Origin of the sequence: Mesorhizobium sp. M5C.F.Ca.ET.164.01.1.1 (assembly GCF_004792125.1) — a bacterium.
GTDB lineage: Bacteria > Pseudomonadota > Alphaproteobacteria > Rhizobiales > Rhizobiaceae > Mesorhizobium > Mesorhizobium wenxiniae.
On the sequence record NZ_SRTG01000002.1, the window covers coordinates 495,397 to 512,533 of the forward strand.

Annotated in this window: 16 protein-coding genes; 2 read left to right on the forward strand and 14 right to left on the reverse strand. The window is 62.1% G+C overall.

Annotated elements, in window-relative coordinates:
- The first annotated feature begins 79 nt into the window (after positions 1-79).
- Positions 80-2,407: a type VI secretion system tip protein VgrG gene (gene tssI, locus EN807_RS19050; RefSeq protein ID WP_135936229.1), complete on the forward strand. Its 2,328-nt coding sequence runs from the start codon at positions 80-82 to the stop codon at positions 2,405-2,407.
- A 150-nt stretch (positions 2,408-2,557) separates the two neighbouring features.
- Here tssI and EN807_RS36660 read toward each other — a convergent pair whose 3' ends face one another.
- Positions 2,558-2,827, reverse strand: a complete 270-nt coding sequence (locus EN807_RS36660) for a hypothetical protein (protein ID WP_065006589.1) — start codon at positions 2,825-2,827, stop codon at positions 2,558-2,560.
- A 75-nt stretch (positions 2,828-2,902) separates the two neighbouring features.
- Between EN807_RS36660 and EN807_RS36665 the strand changes: the two genes are divergently transcribed.
- Positions 2,903-3,529 (forward strand): HEAT repeat domain-containing protein, encoded by a 627-nt coding sequence (locus EN807_RS36665; RefSeq protein WP_245485773.1) that lies wholly within the window; start codon positions 2,903-2,905, stop codon positions 3,527-3,529.
- Positions 3,530-3,566: 37 nt separating this feature from the next.
- Here the strand turns inward: EN807_RS36665 and EN807_RS19060 are convergent, their stop codons facing one another.
- The 13 genes from EN807_RS19060 to tssJ form a co-directional block, all read right to left on the reverse strand.
- Positions 3,567-4,790: a TIGR02270 family protein gene (locus EN807_RS19060; RefSeq protein WP_065006587.1), complete on the reverse strand. Its 1,224-nt coding sequence runs from the start codon at positions 4,788-4,790 to the stop codon at positions 3,567-3,569.
- Between the two features lie 8 nt (positions 4,791-4,798).
- Positions 4,799-5,251, reverse strand: coding sequence for a DUF6484 domain-containing protein (locus tag EN807_RS19065; RefSeq protein WP_065006586.1), 453 nt, complete (start codon positions 5,249-5,251; stop codon positions 4,799-4,801).
- 74 nt (positions 5,252-5,325) lie between these two features.
- Positions 5,326-6,300: a hypothetical protein gene (locus tag EN807_RS19070; protein ID WP_065006585.1), complete on the reverse strand. Its 975-nt coding sequence runs from the start codon at positions 6,298-6,300 to the stop codon at positions 5,326-5,328.
- A gap of 19 nt (positions 6,301-6,319) precedes the next feature.
- Positions 6,320-6,754 (reverse strand): hypothetical protein, encoded by a 435-nt coding sequence (locus EN807_RS19075; RefSeq protein WP_127210035.1) that lies wholly within the window; start codon positions 6,752-6,754, stop codon positions 6,320-6,322.
- A 29-nt stretch (positions 6,755-6,783) separates the two neighbouring features.
- Entirely contained in the window at positions 6,784-7,038 is a 255-nt protein-coding gene (locus tag EN807_RS35600) for a hypothetical protein (protein ID WP_127210037.1), read from the reverse strand.
- Between the two features lie 247 nt (positions 7,039-7,285).
- Complete coding sequence (locus tag EN807_RS19085; RefSeq protein ID WP_065006582.1) at positions 7,286-7,675, reverse strand: PAAR-like domain-containing protein; 390 nt, start codon at positions 7,673-7,675, stop codon at positions 7,286-7,288.
- A complete protein-coding gene (locus EN807_RS19090) occupies positions 7,675-8,775 on the reverse strand; it encodes a beta-ketoacyl synthase N-terminal-like domain-containing protein (protein WP_189522506.1) in 1,101 nt (366 codons plus the stop codon). Before EN807_RS19090 ends, EN807_RS19085 begins: the two co-directional genes overlap by 1 nt.
- A 10-nt stretch (positions 8,776-8,785) precedes the next feature.
- The gene (locus EN807_RS19095; protein WP_135936230.1) at positions 8,786-9,805 is read right to left on the reverse strand and encodes a DUF2169 domain-containing protein; all 1,020 of its coding nucleotides are present in this window, start codon (positions 9,803-9,805) and stop codon (positions 8,786-8,788) included.
- Positions 9,806-9,910: 105 nt separating this feature from the next.
- The gene (gene tagF, locus EN807_RS19100; RefSeq protein WP_065006579.1) at positions 9,911-10,444 is read right to left on the reverse strand and encodes a type VI secretion system-associated protein TagF; all 534 of its coding nucleotides are present in this window, start codon (positions 10,442-10,444) and stop codon (positions 9,911-9,913) included.
- The gene (gene tssM, locus EN807_RS19105; RefSeq protein WP_135936231.1) at positions 10,441-13,980 is read right to left on the reverse strand and encodes a type VI secretion system membrane subunit TssM; all 3,540 of its coding nucleotides are present in this window, start codon (positions 13,978-13,980) and stop codon (positions 10,441-10,443) included. The genes tagF and tssM overlap by 4 nt, the downstream gene beginning before the upstream one ends.
- Position 13,981: 1 nt before the next feature.
- Complete coding sequence (gene icmH / locus EN807_RS19110) at positions 13,982-15,304, reverse strand: type IVB secretion system protein IcmH/DotU (RefSeq protein ID WP_135936232.1); 1,323 nt, start codon at positions 15,302-15,304, stop codon at positions 13,982-13,984.
- Between the two features lie 4 nt (positions 15,305-15,308).
- Positions 15,309-16,643, reverse strand: a complete 1,335-nt coding sequence (gene tssK / locus EN807_RS19115) for a type VI secretion system baseplate subunit TssK (protein WP_135936233.1) — start codon at positions 16,641-16,643, stop codon at positions 15,309-15,311.
- Positions 16,644-16,682: 39 nt separating this feature from the next.
- A complete protein-coding gene (tssJ, locus tag EN807_RS19120) occupies positions 16,683-17,135 on the reverse strand; it encodes a type VI secretion system lipoprotein TssJ (protein ID WP_065006842.1) in 453 nt (150 codons plus the stop codon).
- Positions 17,136-17,137: the final 2 nt, after the last annotated feature.

Here is a 17,137-nt window from a genome sequence, read left to right on the forward strand (position 1 = left end):
TCGCCAACGGTCCCCTTTGGTCGGTGCAAGACATGTGCTAGGCTCAGCCAGAAACGAGCGGCGGGAGGGGGCACGACCCATGCCGAACGAACGTGCCACGGTTGTGCAGACGCCGGTTGGCGCTGAGCTGTTGACCTTCACGCATCTTGTCGGGCGCGATGAGATCAGTCGTTGTTTGGCCTACACGGTCGGGTTCGTCAGCAGCAGCCCCGACGTCGATCCGCTGAAGATGCTGGGCGGTGCTGTTTCGATCGAAGGTGAATCCGATCCCAAACGCTGGTTCAGCGGCCTTGTCTCCGAGTTTCGGCTGACCCGCATCGAGGACCGCCTGGCATACTACGAAGCCGTCATCAGGCCATGGCTCTGGTTTCTCGGCAATACCACCGACTGCCGTATTTTCCAGAACATGAGCGTCATCGAAATCGTCGAGGAGGTTTTCTCGAAATACAGCACGGCAAAGTTCGAGAAGCGCCTGCAGGGGTCCTATCCGCCGCGCGAATATTGCGTCCAGTACGACGAGACCGATCTCGATTTCGTCCAGCGGCTGCTCGAGCACGAAGGCATCCTGTATTTCTTCGAGCATGACGAGGGCAAGCACACGCTTGTGCTCGCCGATGCCATGAACAAGCTCAAGCCGGCGCCGGGCTATGAAAAGGTGCCCTATCACTTTGAAGGGCAGGGCTCCCGGCGCGATGTCGAATACATCACGGAGTGGATTCCGGGCAGTTCGGTGCGGCCGGGCGCCTATGTCCATACCGACTATGATTTCAAGAAGCCGGGCGCCGACCTGATGGCCAAATCCGCCCAGCCGTTCAGCCACAAGCAGGCCGCGGGCGAGAATTACCGCCAGCCCGGCGCGCATCTCGACGTCGGCCGCGGCGACAGCCTGGCCGCGATCCGGCGCGAGGAAATCCAGGCCGTGCACCAGCGCATCGCTGCAGTCGGCACCGTGCGCGGCCTGTATTCCGGCTGCACGTTCAAGCTGGACGGGTTCCCTAGGGAAGACCAGAACCAGGAATATCTGGTGGTCAGCGCCGAATACAGGCTGTTCGATCCCGGCTACAGAGCCCTTGCCGACGTCGAAAGCGAGAACTTCAAGGTGATCCTCGGCGTGGCGCCTACCGCCTTGCCCTATCGCCCGCCGCGGGTCACGACACGGCCGATCATGCGCGGCCCGCAGACGGCGACGGTGGTCGGCCCGTCCGGCGAGGAAATATTCACCGACAAATATGCACGGGTGAAGGTGCAGTTCCACTGGGACCGTCTCGGCAAGAAGGACCAGAACAGTTCTTGTTTCGTGCGGGTGTCGCAGACCTGGGCCGGCAGCGGCTGGGGATTCATCCAGATCCCGCGCATCGGCCAGGAGGTGATCGTCGATTTCATCGAAGGTGACCCCGATCTGCCGATCATCACCGGCCGCGTCTACAACGCCTCGCAGATGCCGCCCTACGGATTGCCGGGCAGCGCCACGCAATCCGGCTGGAAATCCGACTCCTCGAAAGGCGGCGGCGGATACAACGAGCTGATGTTCGAGGACAAGGCCGGCTCCGAACTGGTCAATTTCCAGGCGCAGAAGGACCACAACCTTCTGATCAAGAACGACCGCACCAAGCTGGTGCAGCACGACCAGTCCGACCGCATCGACCACGACGCCAAGCACTCCGTCGGCCACAACCTCGACGAGGACGTCGGCAACAACAAGACGGTCAAGGTCGGCGTCGACCAGACCACGGATATCGGCAACAACGACACCGAGACCGTCGGGGTGAACCGTTCGCTGAAGGTGGGGTCGAACGAGACGATCAATATTGGGTCGAACTCGACGGAGACGATCGGCGCCAATCATACGCAGACCGTGGCGCTTGTGCAGACCATCACGGTGGGCGCCGCGCGAGTGGATTCAGTGGGCGCGGCAGAAACCCGAAGCGTTGGCGCCGTCCAGACGAATCAGATCGGTGCATCGCGCTCGATGACGGTTGGGGCCGGACAGAGCCACAGCATCGGCTCCTCGGATACATGGAAGATCGGCGCAAGCCAGAATATCAGCATCGCTGCGGACCAGAATAAGAAGGTCGGCGGTGGCCAAAATTTTGAAATCGGTAAAGGCCGCAAGTTGAAGATCGGCGCGGACGACGCGACCGACGTCGGCGGCGGGCACACCCTGAAGGTCGGCAAGTCCAGTGCCGTGGATGTTGCCAACGATGGAAGTTTCAAGATCGGCAAGGACTTTGCGATCGACGCCGGGGATTCGATTTCGCTGACGTGTGGCAGTGCCTCGATTACTATGAAGAAGGACGGAAATATCATCATCAAGGGCAAGGACATTACCGTCAACGCATCCGGCAAGATCAATATCAAGGCATCGAGCGACATCACCATGAAGGGTTCCAAAATCCACGAAAACTAGCGGAAGCCTTGTTTTCATCGATGGCGGGATAGCGCATTAACAAATCGCGTACCGTGAGAGAATGGCTTCTTGCCCCAAATGAACATCCTAGCGAATATTGTAGGGCAGCATGCTGAGCAGGCGGCATCGTTGTGGGCACAAAGGGACAATTTAGCCCTTGACGATCCCCCAGATCTGGACGCCGTAGCGGCTATAGACGATAGATTGGAAATGAGCCTCGATGGCATAAGGGTCGCAAGCCGGGCGGCTTGGCCCTGTGTCCTCGCCCTCCATCAGGCGTCGCCTGGCAAGGGCGAACTCTTCGTCGTGTCTTGGACGGCTCTCGAGTTCGAGAGCGCCGATCATGTCGCGCAAGCAGTTGAAGTTGGTCGCACCGCGATCGACGGCCCAGGTGGCCTGCTCGGCGCGCTGGCCTGGCATACGCCTCGCCTAATTGCGCCATGGGTGCGAGCGTGGATTAATGACGCGTGTGATCCGTTCAAGCGGTTCCTGGGCGTGTCGGCCTGCTTCGAACACCGCGTCGATCCAAAACAGATGCTATCGTTGCGACTGCGCGATCCCGACACGTCAGTACGTGCGGCGAGCCTTCGGCTGGTCGCGAAGCTCGGTCGCGCCGATCTGACGGGCGAAGTCAGGAATGCGGGTTTCGATGAGGACCAGCAGGTGCGTTTCTGGGCTGCCTGGGCTTTGAGCGAACTTGGCTCAGGCGACCTCGCTGTTCCTGAACTGAGAAGGGTAGCAGTGCAAGGCGACGACAACGCGCTGAGCGCGCTTCGAGCTGCGGTAAAGGCGATGCCGATGAAGGAAGCGCGAAGCTGGATAGGCTCGCTGTATACCTCACCGCAGAGCGCCTCCCTCGGGGTGAGAGCGGCTGGCATGCTGGGCGATCGATCGATCCTGCCGTGGTTGATTGAACAGATGGGCAATCCCGCCCTTGCAGTGACCGCGGGCGCGTCGTTTCTGGAACTGTTTCCCGAGGCGCGGCAGGAGAGCGATCTCTTCACGACTGACCCCGGCGCGGCGGGGCTTCGGTTCGAGGAATATTTCGGTAATCAGGCTGCAAGGGTCCCGCTTGCCGACAGGGTCCTGGAATGGGGGCGGCGACAAGGATGCATCATGTAGCCGGAGTGAATGAGCAGGTATTAGGGGGCGGCTGGATTCATGGTAGGCGCGTGGGCGAGCGAGCCAAGCTGTTGGCTAGGGGAGCATCCGGCGCACTTAGCGCTAAATCCAGGGTGGCGCCTCGCCTCTGACGCTGCGTCCCGTTTGCAAAGATCTCCATCAGATTCTCCGCCGCTAGGGCCTTGCCCTGCAAATACCTTTTACCTGGACTGAAATCTGTCTGGTTGCGCCGCCACCATTCGCGGATCTTGCGGACATCGGGCCAGACCAGATACTCGTCGCGAGCGGAGTAATCGTGTGGCGACGCATCCCCCGAGTCCATGTCAGCCGGCGGCTCGACGTGCATCGCCTCGCGCTCGAGCGACATCCCGGTGATCGTTGCAAAACTCTCGCCGGCCAGCCGTGCGAGTTTCGGGTCACGCATGCGCGTAGTTAGCCACGGCACGAAGACGGGGTCCCCCAGGATGCCGGCCCCGGCGGCAATCAAGCGCTCCTTCGAACGATCTCCACGCAGGCTGAGCAGCCATTCCACGGCGCTTTGATGATCCGCGGCTCGCAACAGAAGCTGCACGCCCTTCCAGCCAAGCGCGTCAGCGCCGCAGTACAGGCGCAAGATCTTAGGCGCCTCATGCCTGTCGCCCAGCAATGTGCAGGACCATGCCGCCCAGAACCGGCATGTTTCGTCCGGATCGTTCAAAGCTGCCTTGATGTCGGCGAGCAGATCGACGCGCCCAACTTCGCCGGCGAGGCGCAAGGCCCTGGCGCGCACCGCTGGAGCATCGCTGAGGAACAGCGGAAGACGCGCCGCGGGATCCATCCGCCGGACGGAACACGCGGCCAAGCCGAGCAGGCGCCTGCTCGGGCGCGCATCGTCCAAGAGAGAGCGTACGGTCCCGCGAAGCCGGTGCGGTTCCACCCAGCCCAAGGCCGACACGGTGGCTCGGAATAGTTCTGACGACGCTTCGGCGAGATTCAAAACGTAGCCAATCCTGTTCTCGGACAGGCTCTCGAGGGCAAGAACGGCCGCCACGAAGGTTTCGCCAGGCTCCTTATACTCGTCAAAGGCCCGCTCCGCTGCGTGCCAGCCCCATTCGCCCGCAATACGAAGACCGTCAATATGGGCCTCCAGCCGGTTGTCCAGCCGGTTCAAATCCTTGAGATACAGGTCGGGAGCATCGACCGCCCTGTCACGCTGCAGCCAAAGAAAGGCCGCGTCCTCGGCATGCTGCTCGACGATGTGCTCGATAACGCGGCGCGACATTCGAGGCTCTAGTTAAGCTGGATGGAGCCCCCCTTGATCTTGTTGGGGCCAGAGGAGCGGCTGAGAATATACGTGCCGCGCAGAATGATCTTGCCGGTACGGGTCAGCGTTATGCTGGCCTTGCCGCAGCGAAGCACGATTTCGCGTTCGGCGGAAAGATCCAGGCGCTCCCCGTCCAGCGTCACGGCGACATCCTCCGCGGTAACCGGCTTCGGACGCAGCAGGCGGCCCAGAATGACGGCGCGGTCGGGATCGCCCCCGTCGAACATCACGACCACGTCGGTCCCGAAATCCGATGCCTCGAGCATGGTTGCCGCGCGGGCAGCAACCATCCTGCTCTCGATTCCGTCCGGTACGGAGACGATCGGCTCGCCTGACTTGTTGCGTCCTATGAAGGTGCCGATGACAAGGCCATCGCTGAGACCGCTGCCTACGCGCGCGAAGTCGGGGCGATCGTTCACAGGTGCTTACCTTGTGATTAGCTTGACGTCTTTGGCGCATGATAGCCGTGATCTGAATGCGGCGCAATTCGTCGCTATGCTATGGGGAGAACTACAGGCGCACTGACCTGCACCCGCAGGATGTTATTTCTCATGGTGCTATACAAAACTTGCAACGTATACTCAGGGAATTTCCAGGTTGCCTCTCCTGTGAATTCCTCGTCATAATGCTTGATCGGCTCCGCTGGGATCTTTCGAAATACAACTTCGGGCGAATCGTCGAAGTGCAATCCATTCGGAAGTGTGCCGGGCCAACGCGCCCCGTCAGCTTCGTATTCTCGATAGAACAGCACATGGGTCAGCGCCAGATCGCGCCCCCCCTCCATGTACCGGAAGTGAAGGAAAAGACCCAAGTGTTTATCGAATCTTCCAACCAGGCCGCCATCATCGGCCTCCAGATTTTGCTCCAATCGCAGAGGCGAAAACATCAGCCGGAGTCCGGGGTCGGACAACTTCTTGCCAAGCGCGGCCATGATATTTGGGGTTGACGGTATCAGAGCTGCATCGTCGTAGTCGGCAGGCATCGGCGGCGGTCGAAGTTGACAAGAAACGAAACCTATATTCGTGCCGCCATTTGCATAACCAATGATGAGCTGAAACTGTGGAAGCTCCCACGTGTCCCTGGTGTAGGAACGCCGGGTGCTCTCGTAGGCGGCCAACCTGTCTCGCGCCGAAATCCTGCTGTCCGAAGCCACGAGGCCGGCAGGCAAAGATCCTTGGTACGGGCCGACATCATAGCGCTCGCAGTAAAAGTAGATCTGAGTGAGCAGCATCGGCTCGTTCTTGGGATCCTCTATTTCCTGCCCGAGCAGGTGCGCTCTCGCCTCGAATCCCAGTTCCACCCCAAGCTTCTTGTTCAGAAGCCAATCCTGAGCATTCAGGACAGAGCCGTCGTTCTCGTCGAGCACGACTTCCGGCTGCCGCAAAATGGCCAGCCGCGACATCAAGGCCTGAACCTCGGTATCCGTTGACGATCTCCCAAGAAGGCTTACAGCTCCGCTGAAGTCCATGCCAGGCCGTATCCGTCCCCTATTTCGGTTCTTCCATGCTTAAGGTAACCTTCATGAGAGCGTCACCATCGATTTTGTAGCGAGCCTTCAGGAGAAGTTTGTTGGACACTCTCCATTGGTCCCAAGCTTCCTCCTGCTCGACCGGAGTTCCAAATCTTTCCCTCAGGCTCGGCCGAGTTGCATCTTTTGGGATATCATAAGGAGACGGCCAGGGTTCCCTTTTCACATGCATGGTCACACTGGTGAGCACGCATGTGCCGGCGCCCCCCGGAACATCCTTGAAGAGCTCAACATCCTCAAATTGAAGGGTCATTCCATCTACATCGACGGAGAGGTAGATCTCATCCCTCGGCATAACCACACGTTTTGTGACACCTGACCGTTTCAAATTTTCCTTTAAATCCGGATCGTTATTCGTCCTTCCAAACAGGTCTACCCATTTCTGATAATCCATCACTGCCTCCATACTGACTTGATCGATGGTCAGCCCTCGCACTCCTTGACCGCCTCTTTTATCATTCCCTCGAAATCAAACTCTTTAAGTTCCTTGACCGCCGCAGCATATGCGGGTCCGCACTCGGTGTCGTCCAACGCTGCTTGTATTGCGTCGGTGTCTCGTTTTATGGCATCTTTCATGCTTTGCTTGGTTTCCGCGTCCGGCTTCATCAGCGGTTTGTTTAAATTCCCGCATGTTTCACTGTCCGCCCGGTGAACTTTGCGTGGGATTACGATAGCCATGCCCCTGCTTTCCACTTTGTCCTTTACGCACTTTGCAACGTCTGGGTCGAAAGGGCCGAAGCGTTTTACGGCGCGTGCATATAAGGTTCCCTTCGCCGGAACGTGGTCGCGCTCCCATACCCGCGACCCGTCTGCTCGACTCGCCTTGCCGCTGTTACAAAGACTTCCATAGCTGCCAACCTCGCCGCATTTATGCATCGGCTTGTTGTCCGGACCCTGCTTGTTACCGGTCGAGGTGGCGGAGTTCTTAGCTCCCATTGTTCGTCATCTGATCGCCGAGCAGTTGGATGTTCTTGCCTTCTGCCTTCACGTCCATCGAGCCGGGCGCGACGAACTCGGTCTTTCCCTGTGTAGCCGACGACACCACGCCGCCGCCGGTGCCCTGGCTCGCCACATCAGGCGACGGCGCGCTCATGTAGTAGCTTCCCTTGATGGCTATCTTCTTCCCTTCGATCTTGACCGTCGAGGTGGCATCCGACAGCCTGTCGGCGGAGCGTCCGAAATTCGGCAGCGGAACAGGCACGAACGGAGCCGGCGGTCCCGGCATCTTGCACACATTGGGCACGTCCGCCGGCGCCATGTCTATGCTGCCCTCGGTCACCGGCGTCTTGGGCGGGTTGACTCCAACGGAAACCATCAGGCAGCCTTTCTTGGCGGGTTGGCAGAAAAGTCCAGTAGCGTCACCGCGCGCTGGCCGCCTTCGGAACTGGCCCAGAGCGCCGCTCGCGAACCGTGGCTGTAGCCCTTGCTGGCGGCGGCGTGAGCCAGCGCCGCGAACAGTGGACCTGACGCTGCGCCGACATCGCCCCAGCAGTCAGCTGGATGCAGATAGTGGGTTGCCTCATCTGAAAGATGCTGAACTCGCAGGATCGTGTAGACCAACTCCTCGCTGCGGTAGCGCTGTCCATTGAGATCGCAGTAGGTGTCGGTGATCTTGCGCCGATCTGTGCCAATGACCGGCTCGAGTCCGAGGAAGGCGGAGCTCAGCCCTTCGCCCACGCAAACGCCGTCCTCGCCGTGTCGCTTGATGGTGATCCGCTCGGGCGCGGTGCTAACTGCGCTCAGTTGCGCCAGGGCCTCCAGGCCCAGTTCTGATATCAGATTGCGGCGTGCCAGCAGGCACGCGCCAGCTCCCTCTCCCGGGAAGAAGCCGTCTCGGTTCACCTCGGATTTGAGTTGCCCCGTCTCATCCATCCATTCCAGCGTTTGATAGTCGTGATAGGAATCCACGCCTGCCACCACCGCCAGATCCGTCTTGCCTTCATCGATCGCCTTGGCGGCCATACCGAACGCAAACATTCCGGCAGCGTGTCCGTTGGCCAAGCATTGCACGCGCAGGTTCGCCGGGCCGAATCGTCCCATTACGGCACGACCGAGCACTTCGGCGATGCCGTCCGGTAACCCGGGCCGCGGCTCCGGCGCACAGATGATCAGGAGCGTTCTCAGGCCGTTGGCCGACAGCGCCGCGGCCTGCGGCAGTTGCAGCAGCGTCGACAACAGCAGTTCCTTCATGCGCTCTGCCAGCGGCACCTCGGGGCCGATGACCGCATCCTGCGCCAGGCGCATGGGCTCGCCATTGCGGTCGACAAAGAACGGATGCTCGGAAATTGCTGAGATCCCCGCCCGCACCGCTGCGGCAGCGCTTTCGGGACGCAGACCAACCGGAGTCCGCGCTGAAAGACCGGCCAGCCAGACTGGCGTCCGAGGGAGATAGGCTGCGACGCTTGGCGTAGGCATCGTCATTCCATCACATCAGCTTTTTCAGGCGGACAGAGGTTTGATCGAGATAGTCGATGTCCTTATTGCATATGAGCGAGCTTTGCCAAACCATAATCACGCGCGAAGTATCCGGCTCTAGGATCACGGTCGCCAGCGTGCCTTTGGTGTGAATCGTCTCGCGTTTGATGCGTGTTGAGAAGCCGAAAACAAGCCGCGGAAGATGGAAGCGTATCGGGCCGTTCGGCGAGAGATTTATGAGCTGCACCGGCTCGCCGCCCCGCAGATAGCCGGCGACCTGTTGATCCTGCGGGGCGCAGCAATAGTAGTGGGAATCGAGATCATCCGCCCAGAGCGGGAAGCGCGTCTTCTGCCAGATCTCGTCATAAGTGCCGGCGAGTTCCCGGCGCGGCGACCAATGACAGGCCACCGCGTTGAAGCCGGCCGGCGCGGGGCGGCTAGCGACGGATGAAATCAGGTTTGCCGGATACTCGATATTGGGAAGCGGCCGTCCGAGACAGCCATTCGGGTTGGAGATGAAGCCCCGCCCGACCGGATTCCTCGCCTCTAGGCGATGATCCTTCGGATTGCTCGCAGTGCGATCCCAGCCGCCGAATGCCGCCTCATACCGGATCGGCATCTTGAGAAACGGGTCGGGGCTCGCGATGACACGTTGTCCGGCAAGGTTCACCGTCCACCAGCGATTGCCGAATACGCTCAGGCGCTTTTGAACCGGACCAACCTGGAATCCTACATCGAGCTCTGTGATCGGTTTGCCGTTCGGTGACCAGGCGGTACCGTTGACGAGCACGTCCGTGCAGGGCTTCACCCCGAAAAAATCGGCTTCATAGATCAGGCTTTTCTCGTAGTCGCCGTCGAGGGGCTGTCCCTGTATGAACGGCGGCACCTGGTTCTCCGAGGGCCGCGTGCTTCCGTCGGCCAGTATGTCCAAGGTAGCTTTCACGCAGACCAGCCAGGTCTTGTTCGCGGCCTTGTCCTGAACCCAGCTCCCCATCGCTGGAAACCCGGTGCTGTTGCTGACTTCCCACATGGCGGCGGGGACCCTCAGGCGGTAAATCGTTGGCTTAGGATGTTCTCGGAATGCAGGAGCATCCGGCGGGTTCACTCAGGGAATAATGTTCGGTATTTGATCCGGTCATATCAGCCCAGTCTTCCATCTTCCTGAGAACACTTGCTCCAGCGTTGCTTGCGGCGACAGCGGATCAATATCGAAAATGTCCGAATGCGAAGTCCACATCACCATATCGCTGATGATCTCACTCCCCGGCTCGACCGGCGGCACCGGCAGTGTGGCCAAAGCGGCATCCAGTTCGTCGGGCGTCAACTCGCCCTGCTGGGCGGCAAAGGCCGCCTCTTCGATCCGGGCAAACCACGCATCGGCGCGAGCCAGCTGAACGGGCGCCTTAGCAAGCTGCGCGACGACGCTCAAAGGGAACTGCCGGCCGACCCTGTCGGCGCTCTGCAGAATAATGCCTGTTGAGGCACTGAAAGAAGCCGGACCGGCCAAAAAACGCAGCGCGGTGGTGCGCGGCCAAGATTCCAAGCCGATCAGCGGCACGATGTGCTGCGCCAGCCAGCGGTCCCAAATGCGCACAAAATCCCCCGGCAGCCGCCGCGTGACGAAATCGCCGGTGGCAGGCATTTTGCCGTAAAAGCCGGGCAGGATCATATCTGTGGCGGACATGAGAATTTCTTGAACATCTGCAAATTGTAAGGGTTCTCGACACTTGCCGCCTTGAGCTCGAAATCGGCGTACATGCCTTGCGTGCCCAGGCGCAGGCTGTAGACGTCGGACAGCAAGGTGCCGGTGAAGCGGCCGCTACGCAGCAGCCTCAGCCAGGCCCAGCTGCCGGTTTCGTTCAACATGACTTCGGGCGAGCCGTCGATCGGCCGGAAGGCGAGCGAGATGACGCCGGTGCCGTCCTTGCCGGGCCAGGTCATCGGTTGCGGCCGCGTCGCGTTATTGTAGTAGACGAGGTTCTGGCCATCGAGATTGAGCGTCACGCGCGTCACGTTGGGCGACAGGTCCGTCGGTTGGAGCGTAAAACTCATCACCGGCCCGGTGCCACCTGGAAACAGATCGTCGCGGATCCGCCTGGCCTGTTCGAACGCTGCCAGAGCCGCCGCGTCGAGGCCGAAATCGGCGCGCCATTTCCATGGTTGGCTTGCGGTGTCGACATAACTGATCAGGTGATCGTTGATGAAGGCGTCTATCATTCCGGCCGGCCCGAACAAGCGGGCGAAATCGCGGACATTGACGTCGACCGCGCTTTCGGGGCTGAACGGATAGCGGTCGTTCAGCGCCGCCTGGCAGAACGGCAGGATGTCGGCGCGCCAGATGGCGTTGAGCTCCGAGGTGACCGCCTTCTGGGTCAGGCCGCTGGTGTCGCCGGCAATGCCGCCGAGCCAGTCGTCGACCGGGTCGGGCAGGATCTGCGCTTGCCTGGCCACCGCTCCCGTCAGTTCGGCCAGCCCGCCCTGTTTCTTGATGGCGTCCTGCGGATCGGGATTGGCCGTGACCGTCTGCAGAACGTTCGAAAGTGCGGTCAGCGCCACCACCGCGGCGTCGAGTGCCGGCGGCTGGCCGTCGACCTCGGCGATCGCCCCCTTGAGCGGCTTGAAATGTTCGGCCACCAGAGTGCCGGTAAGATCCACCTCGTTGGCGGAGCCGGCGCGCGGCAGCAGTTTTGCCCCTGTCTTTACGATCTTTCCCAGCTTCCCCAGCTTGCCGAGCAGTTTCGAGGTGCCCTTGGCTGCCGCCTTGTTGTCGGCGGCCGGCGCTTCATCGGATCGGGTCAGCTCGGTCTCCTGAACCACCGCTGTAAGCAGGCGCTTCAGCGCGGAATCGGCGCTCGAGAGATCCTTTAGGTTCTCGCTGGCGATGTTCAGGTCGGCCAATGGCGCGAGCCTGATATCGCGCAGGATGCTGTCCCATTGCGCGATGTAGTCTTCGTAGTAGAGTTTTAGAATATCCTCCGACAGCGCCGAAACCGAGGTTTCGGCATTTTCCGAACAGCCCCCGGCAAACACCGCCCGATCGAGTGCGGCCTGGGCGGCAACGTCCTCGACCCGTTCGAGAATGGCATCGTGGAAGCCGGAATAGGTGAACGCGCCTGAAATGCCGACGCGCAGCGTCTTGTCGGAACGCCGCGCAAAAACCTTGGCGCCGTTGGGGCCGGCGAAATTCGCCGGGATCCATTCCTTGAGGCCGGCCACCGCCGGGTCGGCCAGCAACTGCCTGTAGGCGCGCGCCGGCAGCGAGATCGTGCAAACCGTTTTCAGCGCCTCGGCAACCAGCGCCTGATCCGGCGCGATGTAGCTGTCGTCGACCGCCATGCGACGGATCGCGGCAAGCTGGTGCTCTTCCGCGTCGGCGGTCGGAAACGGCGCCGCCGGTGCGAATTCCGGCAAGTCGCTGACCCACCAGCCCTGGACGTAATCGGCGTCCATCTGCGACAGGCCGGTCATCATGCGATAGGTTTTTAGCGCCCCCAGCATGAAATCCGGATCGCGGATCTGCCGCCACATGGTCGCCTCGAGCAGCGCGACCATGTGCGGCTCCAGCACGTTGCGCAAAGCGTGGTCGTAAGTGTCGGCCTGCGCCCGCAGCAGCTCCGCCGACGCCGACGGCCCCAGCAGGTCCTGGGCACTGCTCGGCGGTGCGGTACGGGCATTTGCGACCTCGGCCATCGCGTTGAGCGCGCTGTCGATGGCGGGCTGCTCCACCGATGCCGGGCTCGCGGCTGCCGCAGTCAGCGGCGCCTGCAGCGCTTCGAACTGGCCCGCCTGCGCTGCGATCGCATTGCGGTTGTCATAGTAGGACCAGGTGAACATCGCACCGGCCAACAGGGCTGCGGCGGCACAGGCTGCCGCGGCGCCACGCCAGATCCAGGCGCGGCGGCGCTGCGCCAGCGGATCGAACGTCCCCAGGCCGGCTTCCCTGAAAATGACCTCGGTCAGCAGGTTCTTCAGGAAAAAGCTGCGTTTTTCGACGCGCGGCGCCGGCATCGCCCGTCGCGGCGGAAGACCGAAGGATGACGACAGCGCCGCGGTCAGCCGGTCGATGGGTGCCCCTTCCTGGGTCGCCGACGTCAGATAGAGGCCGCGCAGCCAGGCGGCTTCTTCGTAGCGGCTTTCGCCGAACATCGCCTCGACCAGCACCTGGATAGGCTCGGACAGGCTCGTCAGCTGGGCGGGAAACCTGAAAATCTCGGCGCGGGCGGCGAGCTTGTCCTCGTCCTCCAGGCGCGGCACCAGCCGCCGCTCGAGTTCCGTCGCAAGGGTGGCAATTTCCCGTTCTATGGTCTTTGCGTCGACGCGCGCATCGAGCGCGAAGGTCGTCCCCCAGACCTGCTCGCGCGAGGCCGTCGACAGGCCGCCGAAGAAAGCCTCGAAGCCCTTGATCAGATCGGCCTTGGTCAGCATCAGATAGACTGGAAGGCGGATTTCGAGCCGGTCGTTGAGCTCTGCCAGGCGACGACGGATCTTGCGGCCATGCGCCTTGATGGCTTCGTCGCCCTCTGAAAGCGCATCGATCGACAGCGCGACGATCACGCCGTTCAGCGCCCGGCGGCCACGATGCTTTTTCAACAGGTCGAGGAAGCCCAGCCATTCCGCCGCATCGACGTCCGGCTGGCTCTCCTGCTGCACATAGCGGCCCGCCGTGTCGATCAGAACCGCGTTCTCGGAGAAAAACCAGTCGCAGTTGCGCGTGCCGCCAACCCCCTGCAGATCGTCGGTGAGATCGATCGGAAAGTTCAGGCCGGACTGGCGCAAGGCCGTGGTCTTGCCGGTGGCCGGCGGCCCGACGATCACGTACCAGGGCATCTCGCGCAGGAACTTGCGTCCGCCCAGCTTGCGGCGCTTCAATTCGACCATCACCTCGGCGAACTTGGCGCCGACGGCGGCGACGTTCTCTTCGCCGGGGCTCAGCGGTCTTTCCACCACGGGCGCAGCGATTTCTGCGACGAACATGCGGTTGGCCCGGATCGCCCGGCGCTGCGCGACGATCAGCCAGATCAGCCAGAAGATGACCAGCAGCGCAATGATGACGATGCGCACGTTTTCCGAAGCGAAGGGTTCGTAAGCACCGACCCTGACGATCGGGCCGAACACCCAGATAACCAGAGAAAGCAGCGCGATGCCGATCAGCGTCCACAGCCAGCGCGATGTCAGGACCGCCCACAGGAAGCGCAGGATGAACATCTCACAGCCTCTTTTCGACCAGCACCTCGACGCGGCGGTTCAGGGCCCGTCCCGCGCGGGTGCTGTCGTCGGCCACTGGATCGGTAGCTGCACGTCCTTCGAAGCGAATGCGGTCCTGCGGCACACCATTCTGGACCAGCATCTCGGTAATGGTTGCCGCGCGCGCTTCGGACAGCCGCTGGTTGGTGGAAAGCGGATTGGACCGTTGCAAGGGAATACTGTCGGTATGGCCGACCACGGTGATGTTGCCGATCAGTTCCTGATTGGCGAGGATCACTTTGGCGATTGAGCCGATCAGCGGTTCGAAGCCTTCCGTCAGTGTCGGCCGCGACGACTGGAACAGTTCGGGGTTGGAGGCCTGAATGATCAGCCTGGCCAGCGAAACGCTCTCGGTGCCGCTGAGCGCGGCCCTGAGGTTGGCCGGCGCTCCGGCCTGAAACTCCGGCACCAGCGCGAAATCCACTGCCTCCGGCGGCGGCGCGTCGACCTGTGGCGATGTCCGGCTGATTTCGCCGCGAGCTGGCGGCGGCAAAGCACGAACCAGGGTCGAAAGCTCGACCGCCTGACTGCTCAGTCCCATCGACAGCCCGAGATAGATTGCAGTGGCGACAACCGCCGCGCCGAGCCCCATCACCCAGATCGGCACGATGAAGCGCTGCGGCTCGTCGGATGCGATCACGCCTTTCCAGTTCGGCGACAGCGGCGCGCCGTCGGCATCGGCATCGCGCAGAAAGCGCGCCGCAGCAACGCGAACGGCATTGAGCGAGCGGTCGCCCGACCGGCCTGGAACACGATATTTGCCGCGGAAGCCGAGCGCCATGCAATGATATTGCAGTTCGAGCAATTCGCGATCCCGGTTCGGATGCCGCTCCAGTTCGTCAAGACGGGTGAAGAACTGCGTGCCGGCATCGACATCGCCTCGCAGCATCACCACAAGCGGCTGGCGCGGCCATGCGCTGGCGCCGCCCCATGGCGTGTTGAGAGCCAGATCGTCGAGCAATGCCGCCACCACCCAGGCTGCCTGGTCGGCGCGCTCCAGAGAGGACCCCGCCGCCATTGCCGCGTCACGCGCCCGAACCAGCTCATCGAGCAACCGGGTGCGCAACGCTTCCGGGTTTTCCGGCGGCAGTGCGCTTTCAAGCTCGGGCGCGAACTCGAGCAGCGGCGCGAATGCGTTGACCAGCGTGTTCGGATGCGTACGCGAGCGTTTGATTGGCACGCCCGACAACAGTGGCGTCATCGGTCGCGGCATCGGCGCGCCGGTCAGTCGTATGCGGGTGCGTTCGCGATCCTCCGACAGTCCGAAAGGATCATCCCGGCTCATCATCTCACCTGTTTACCGAATAGCAGTCGACCTGCGGCTCGCTCGGCAGCACGCCCGACACGCCGATGACGAAGCCGGGGGCATCGAGCAGCGAGGCCCAGTGCTCGCTTTTCTGATCCAGCTCAAGGCACAGCCGATCGCCATCGTAGGGGATTTCGCGCGGCTGGGAATGCAGCGGCTTCAGCGGGATGCCGGGTAGACGGGACTTCCACAGGCCCTCGAACTGATCGGCCGAACCGACGGTCGCCTGGTTGACGAAAATCTTGCGCAACGCGTCTTCCGACAGCTCGGAACCGACCCGGATGACGATCCGGCTGGCCACCAGCAGCTTCGGGTTGTCGATGCGGATTTTCCAGACATTGGTCGAATGCCGCATGACCGGCAGTGCGCGCGATTTAGGCTCGATGTAGCGCAGGCTCAGGATGAGCGAGCGCAAGGCGTCGGCCAGCGCCGAATAGGCGGGGCCGGGCGCCATGTGATCGTAGGCCGGCAACTCGCTCAGCCGTCGCGCGCTCGAGCCGTAGGTCGCCATTGAACCGGCAAGACCGGCAAGCTCCAGGTAAAGCTCGGCCGGATGGAAGACATCCTGCGCCAGCATGTGGGCCAGTCGCGGACGCGCCGCATTGGCGAGATTGAGCATCAGCAGGTCTTCGACGCTGCGCCCCGGTCCGCCCATGACCATTTTGCCATGCGCCTCGGCGATCTGGTCGAGGCCGGTGACAACTTCCAGAAGCAACTGCCGGTACCAGGCCACCGCTCCGGTAACCAATGTCGGCGGCAGGAACGTCTCGTCCAGCGAGACGCCGCCGTCGGCTCTAACCCCTTTGATGTCGGCTATCGGCAGGGCGGTGTAGCCGCCAACCGATTTTCCCGGTGCAATCAGCAGCGCCTGCGGGCGGGCGATTTCGATTTCTTCAGGATCCGAACCGCCCTGGACGGCGTCGCGCACCGAAACGATCCGCCCATGATAGCGTGCGCCTGTCGATGCGGCGTGCGCCGGATCGAAGCCGACACCGCCGGCAGGCTCGAGCGGCAGGGCGACCAGCACCGGTCCGGCGCCGGTATCGGCGGTGACCGGCAGCGGTCGTGGCGCATCCATCATGTCTGGGATGGAGAAGGGGGTCCCATCCGGAAAGATGCCCCGGGCCGACAGGATAGAGACCTGTCCGGCGTCGAGCATTGCCTGGTCCAGCGTCAGCTGCTGAAAGCCGAACGTATGGAGCTGCCCGGCCTGCAACGCGCCGCGCACAGTCGCCTCGAAAAAGCGATCCTGCTGCTGAAAATGCTGGGTCCGGAGAAACAGGCCTTCGGACCACAGCACCCTGTTTGCATCGCTCATGCCGCTATTTCCTGCATTGAGCACCCCTTGCCCTGGCCGCTAGGCGGAAATGCCGCCGCTGCCAAGCGTGACGTTGACGGTTACTTTTGACCCCGGCGACACCGACTTGGTTGTACGCCAGCTCCGGCCGCCAGGCTCGCGAACGAGGGCAACGAAGCCCAGCGCAGCCGCGTCCGGCTCGACCGTAATGGTTTTGGATGCGGTCTTTCCAGGTCCGATGGAGATCTGGTCGGATCCAATGAGATCGCCTCCGAGTGCGGAGCCGGCATCCCCCTGCAACGCGAAATAGTCGGCCGAGTTGAATTTACCGGTGCTGCGCAGCCGCATCACGAGGACCGTCACCGGCCGGTCGCCGCCACCTGGTCCCGGGTTCATGCCGGCCGCCCCGGTCAGATTGACAGTGACCGCCGATGGTTTTGGCGGACCACTCTGGCAAGCCGCCAGCAGCCCGGTTGCGCCCAGGGCAACGATGAATTCGCGGCGATCGATCATGT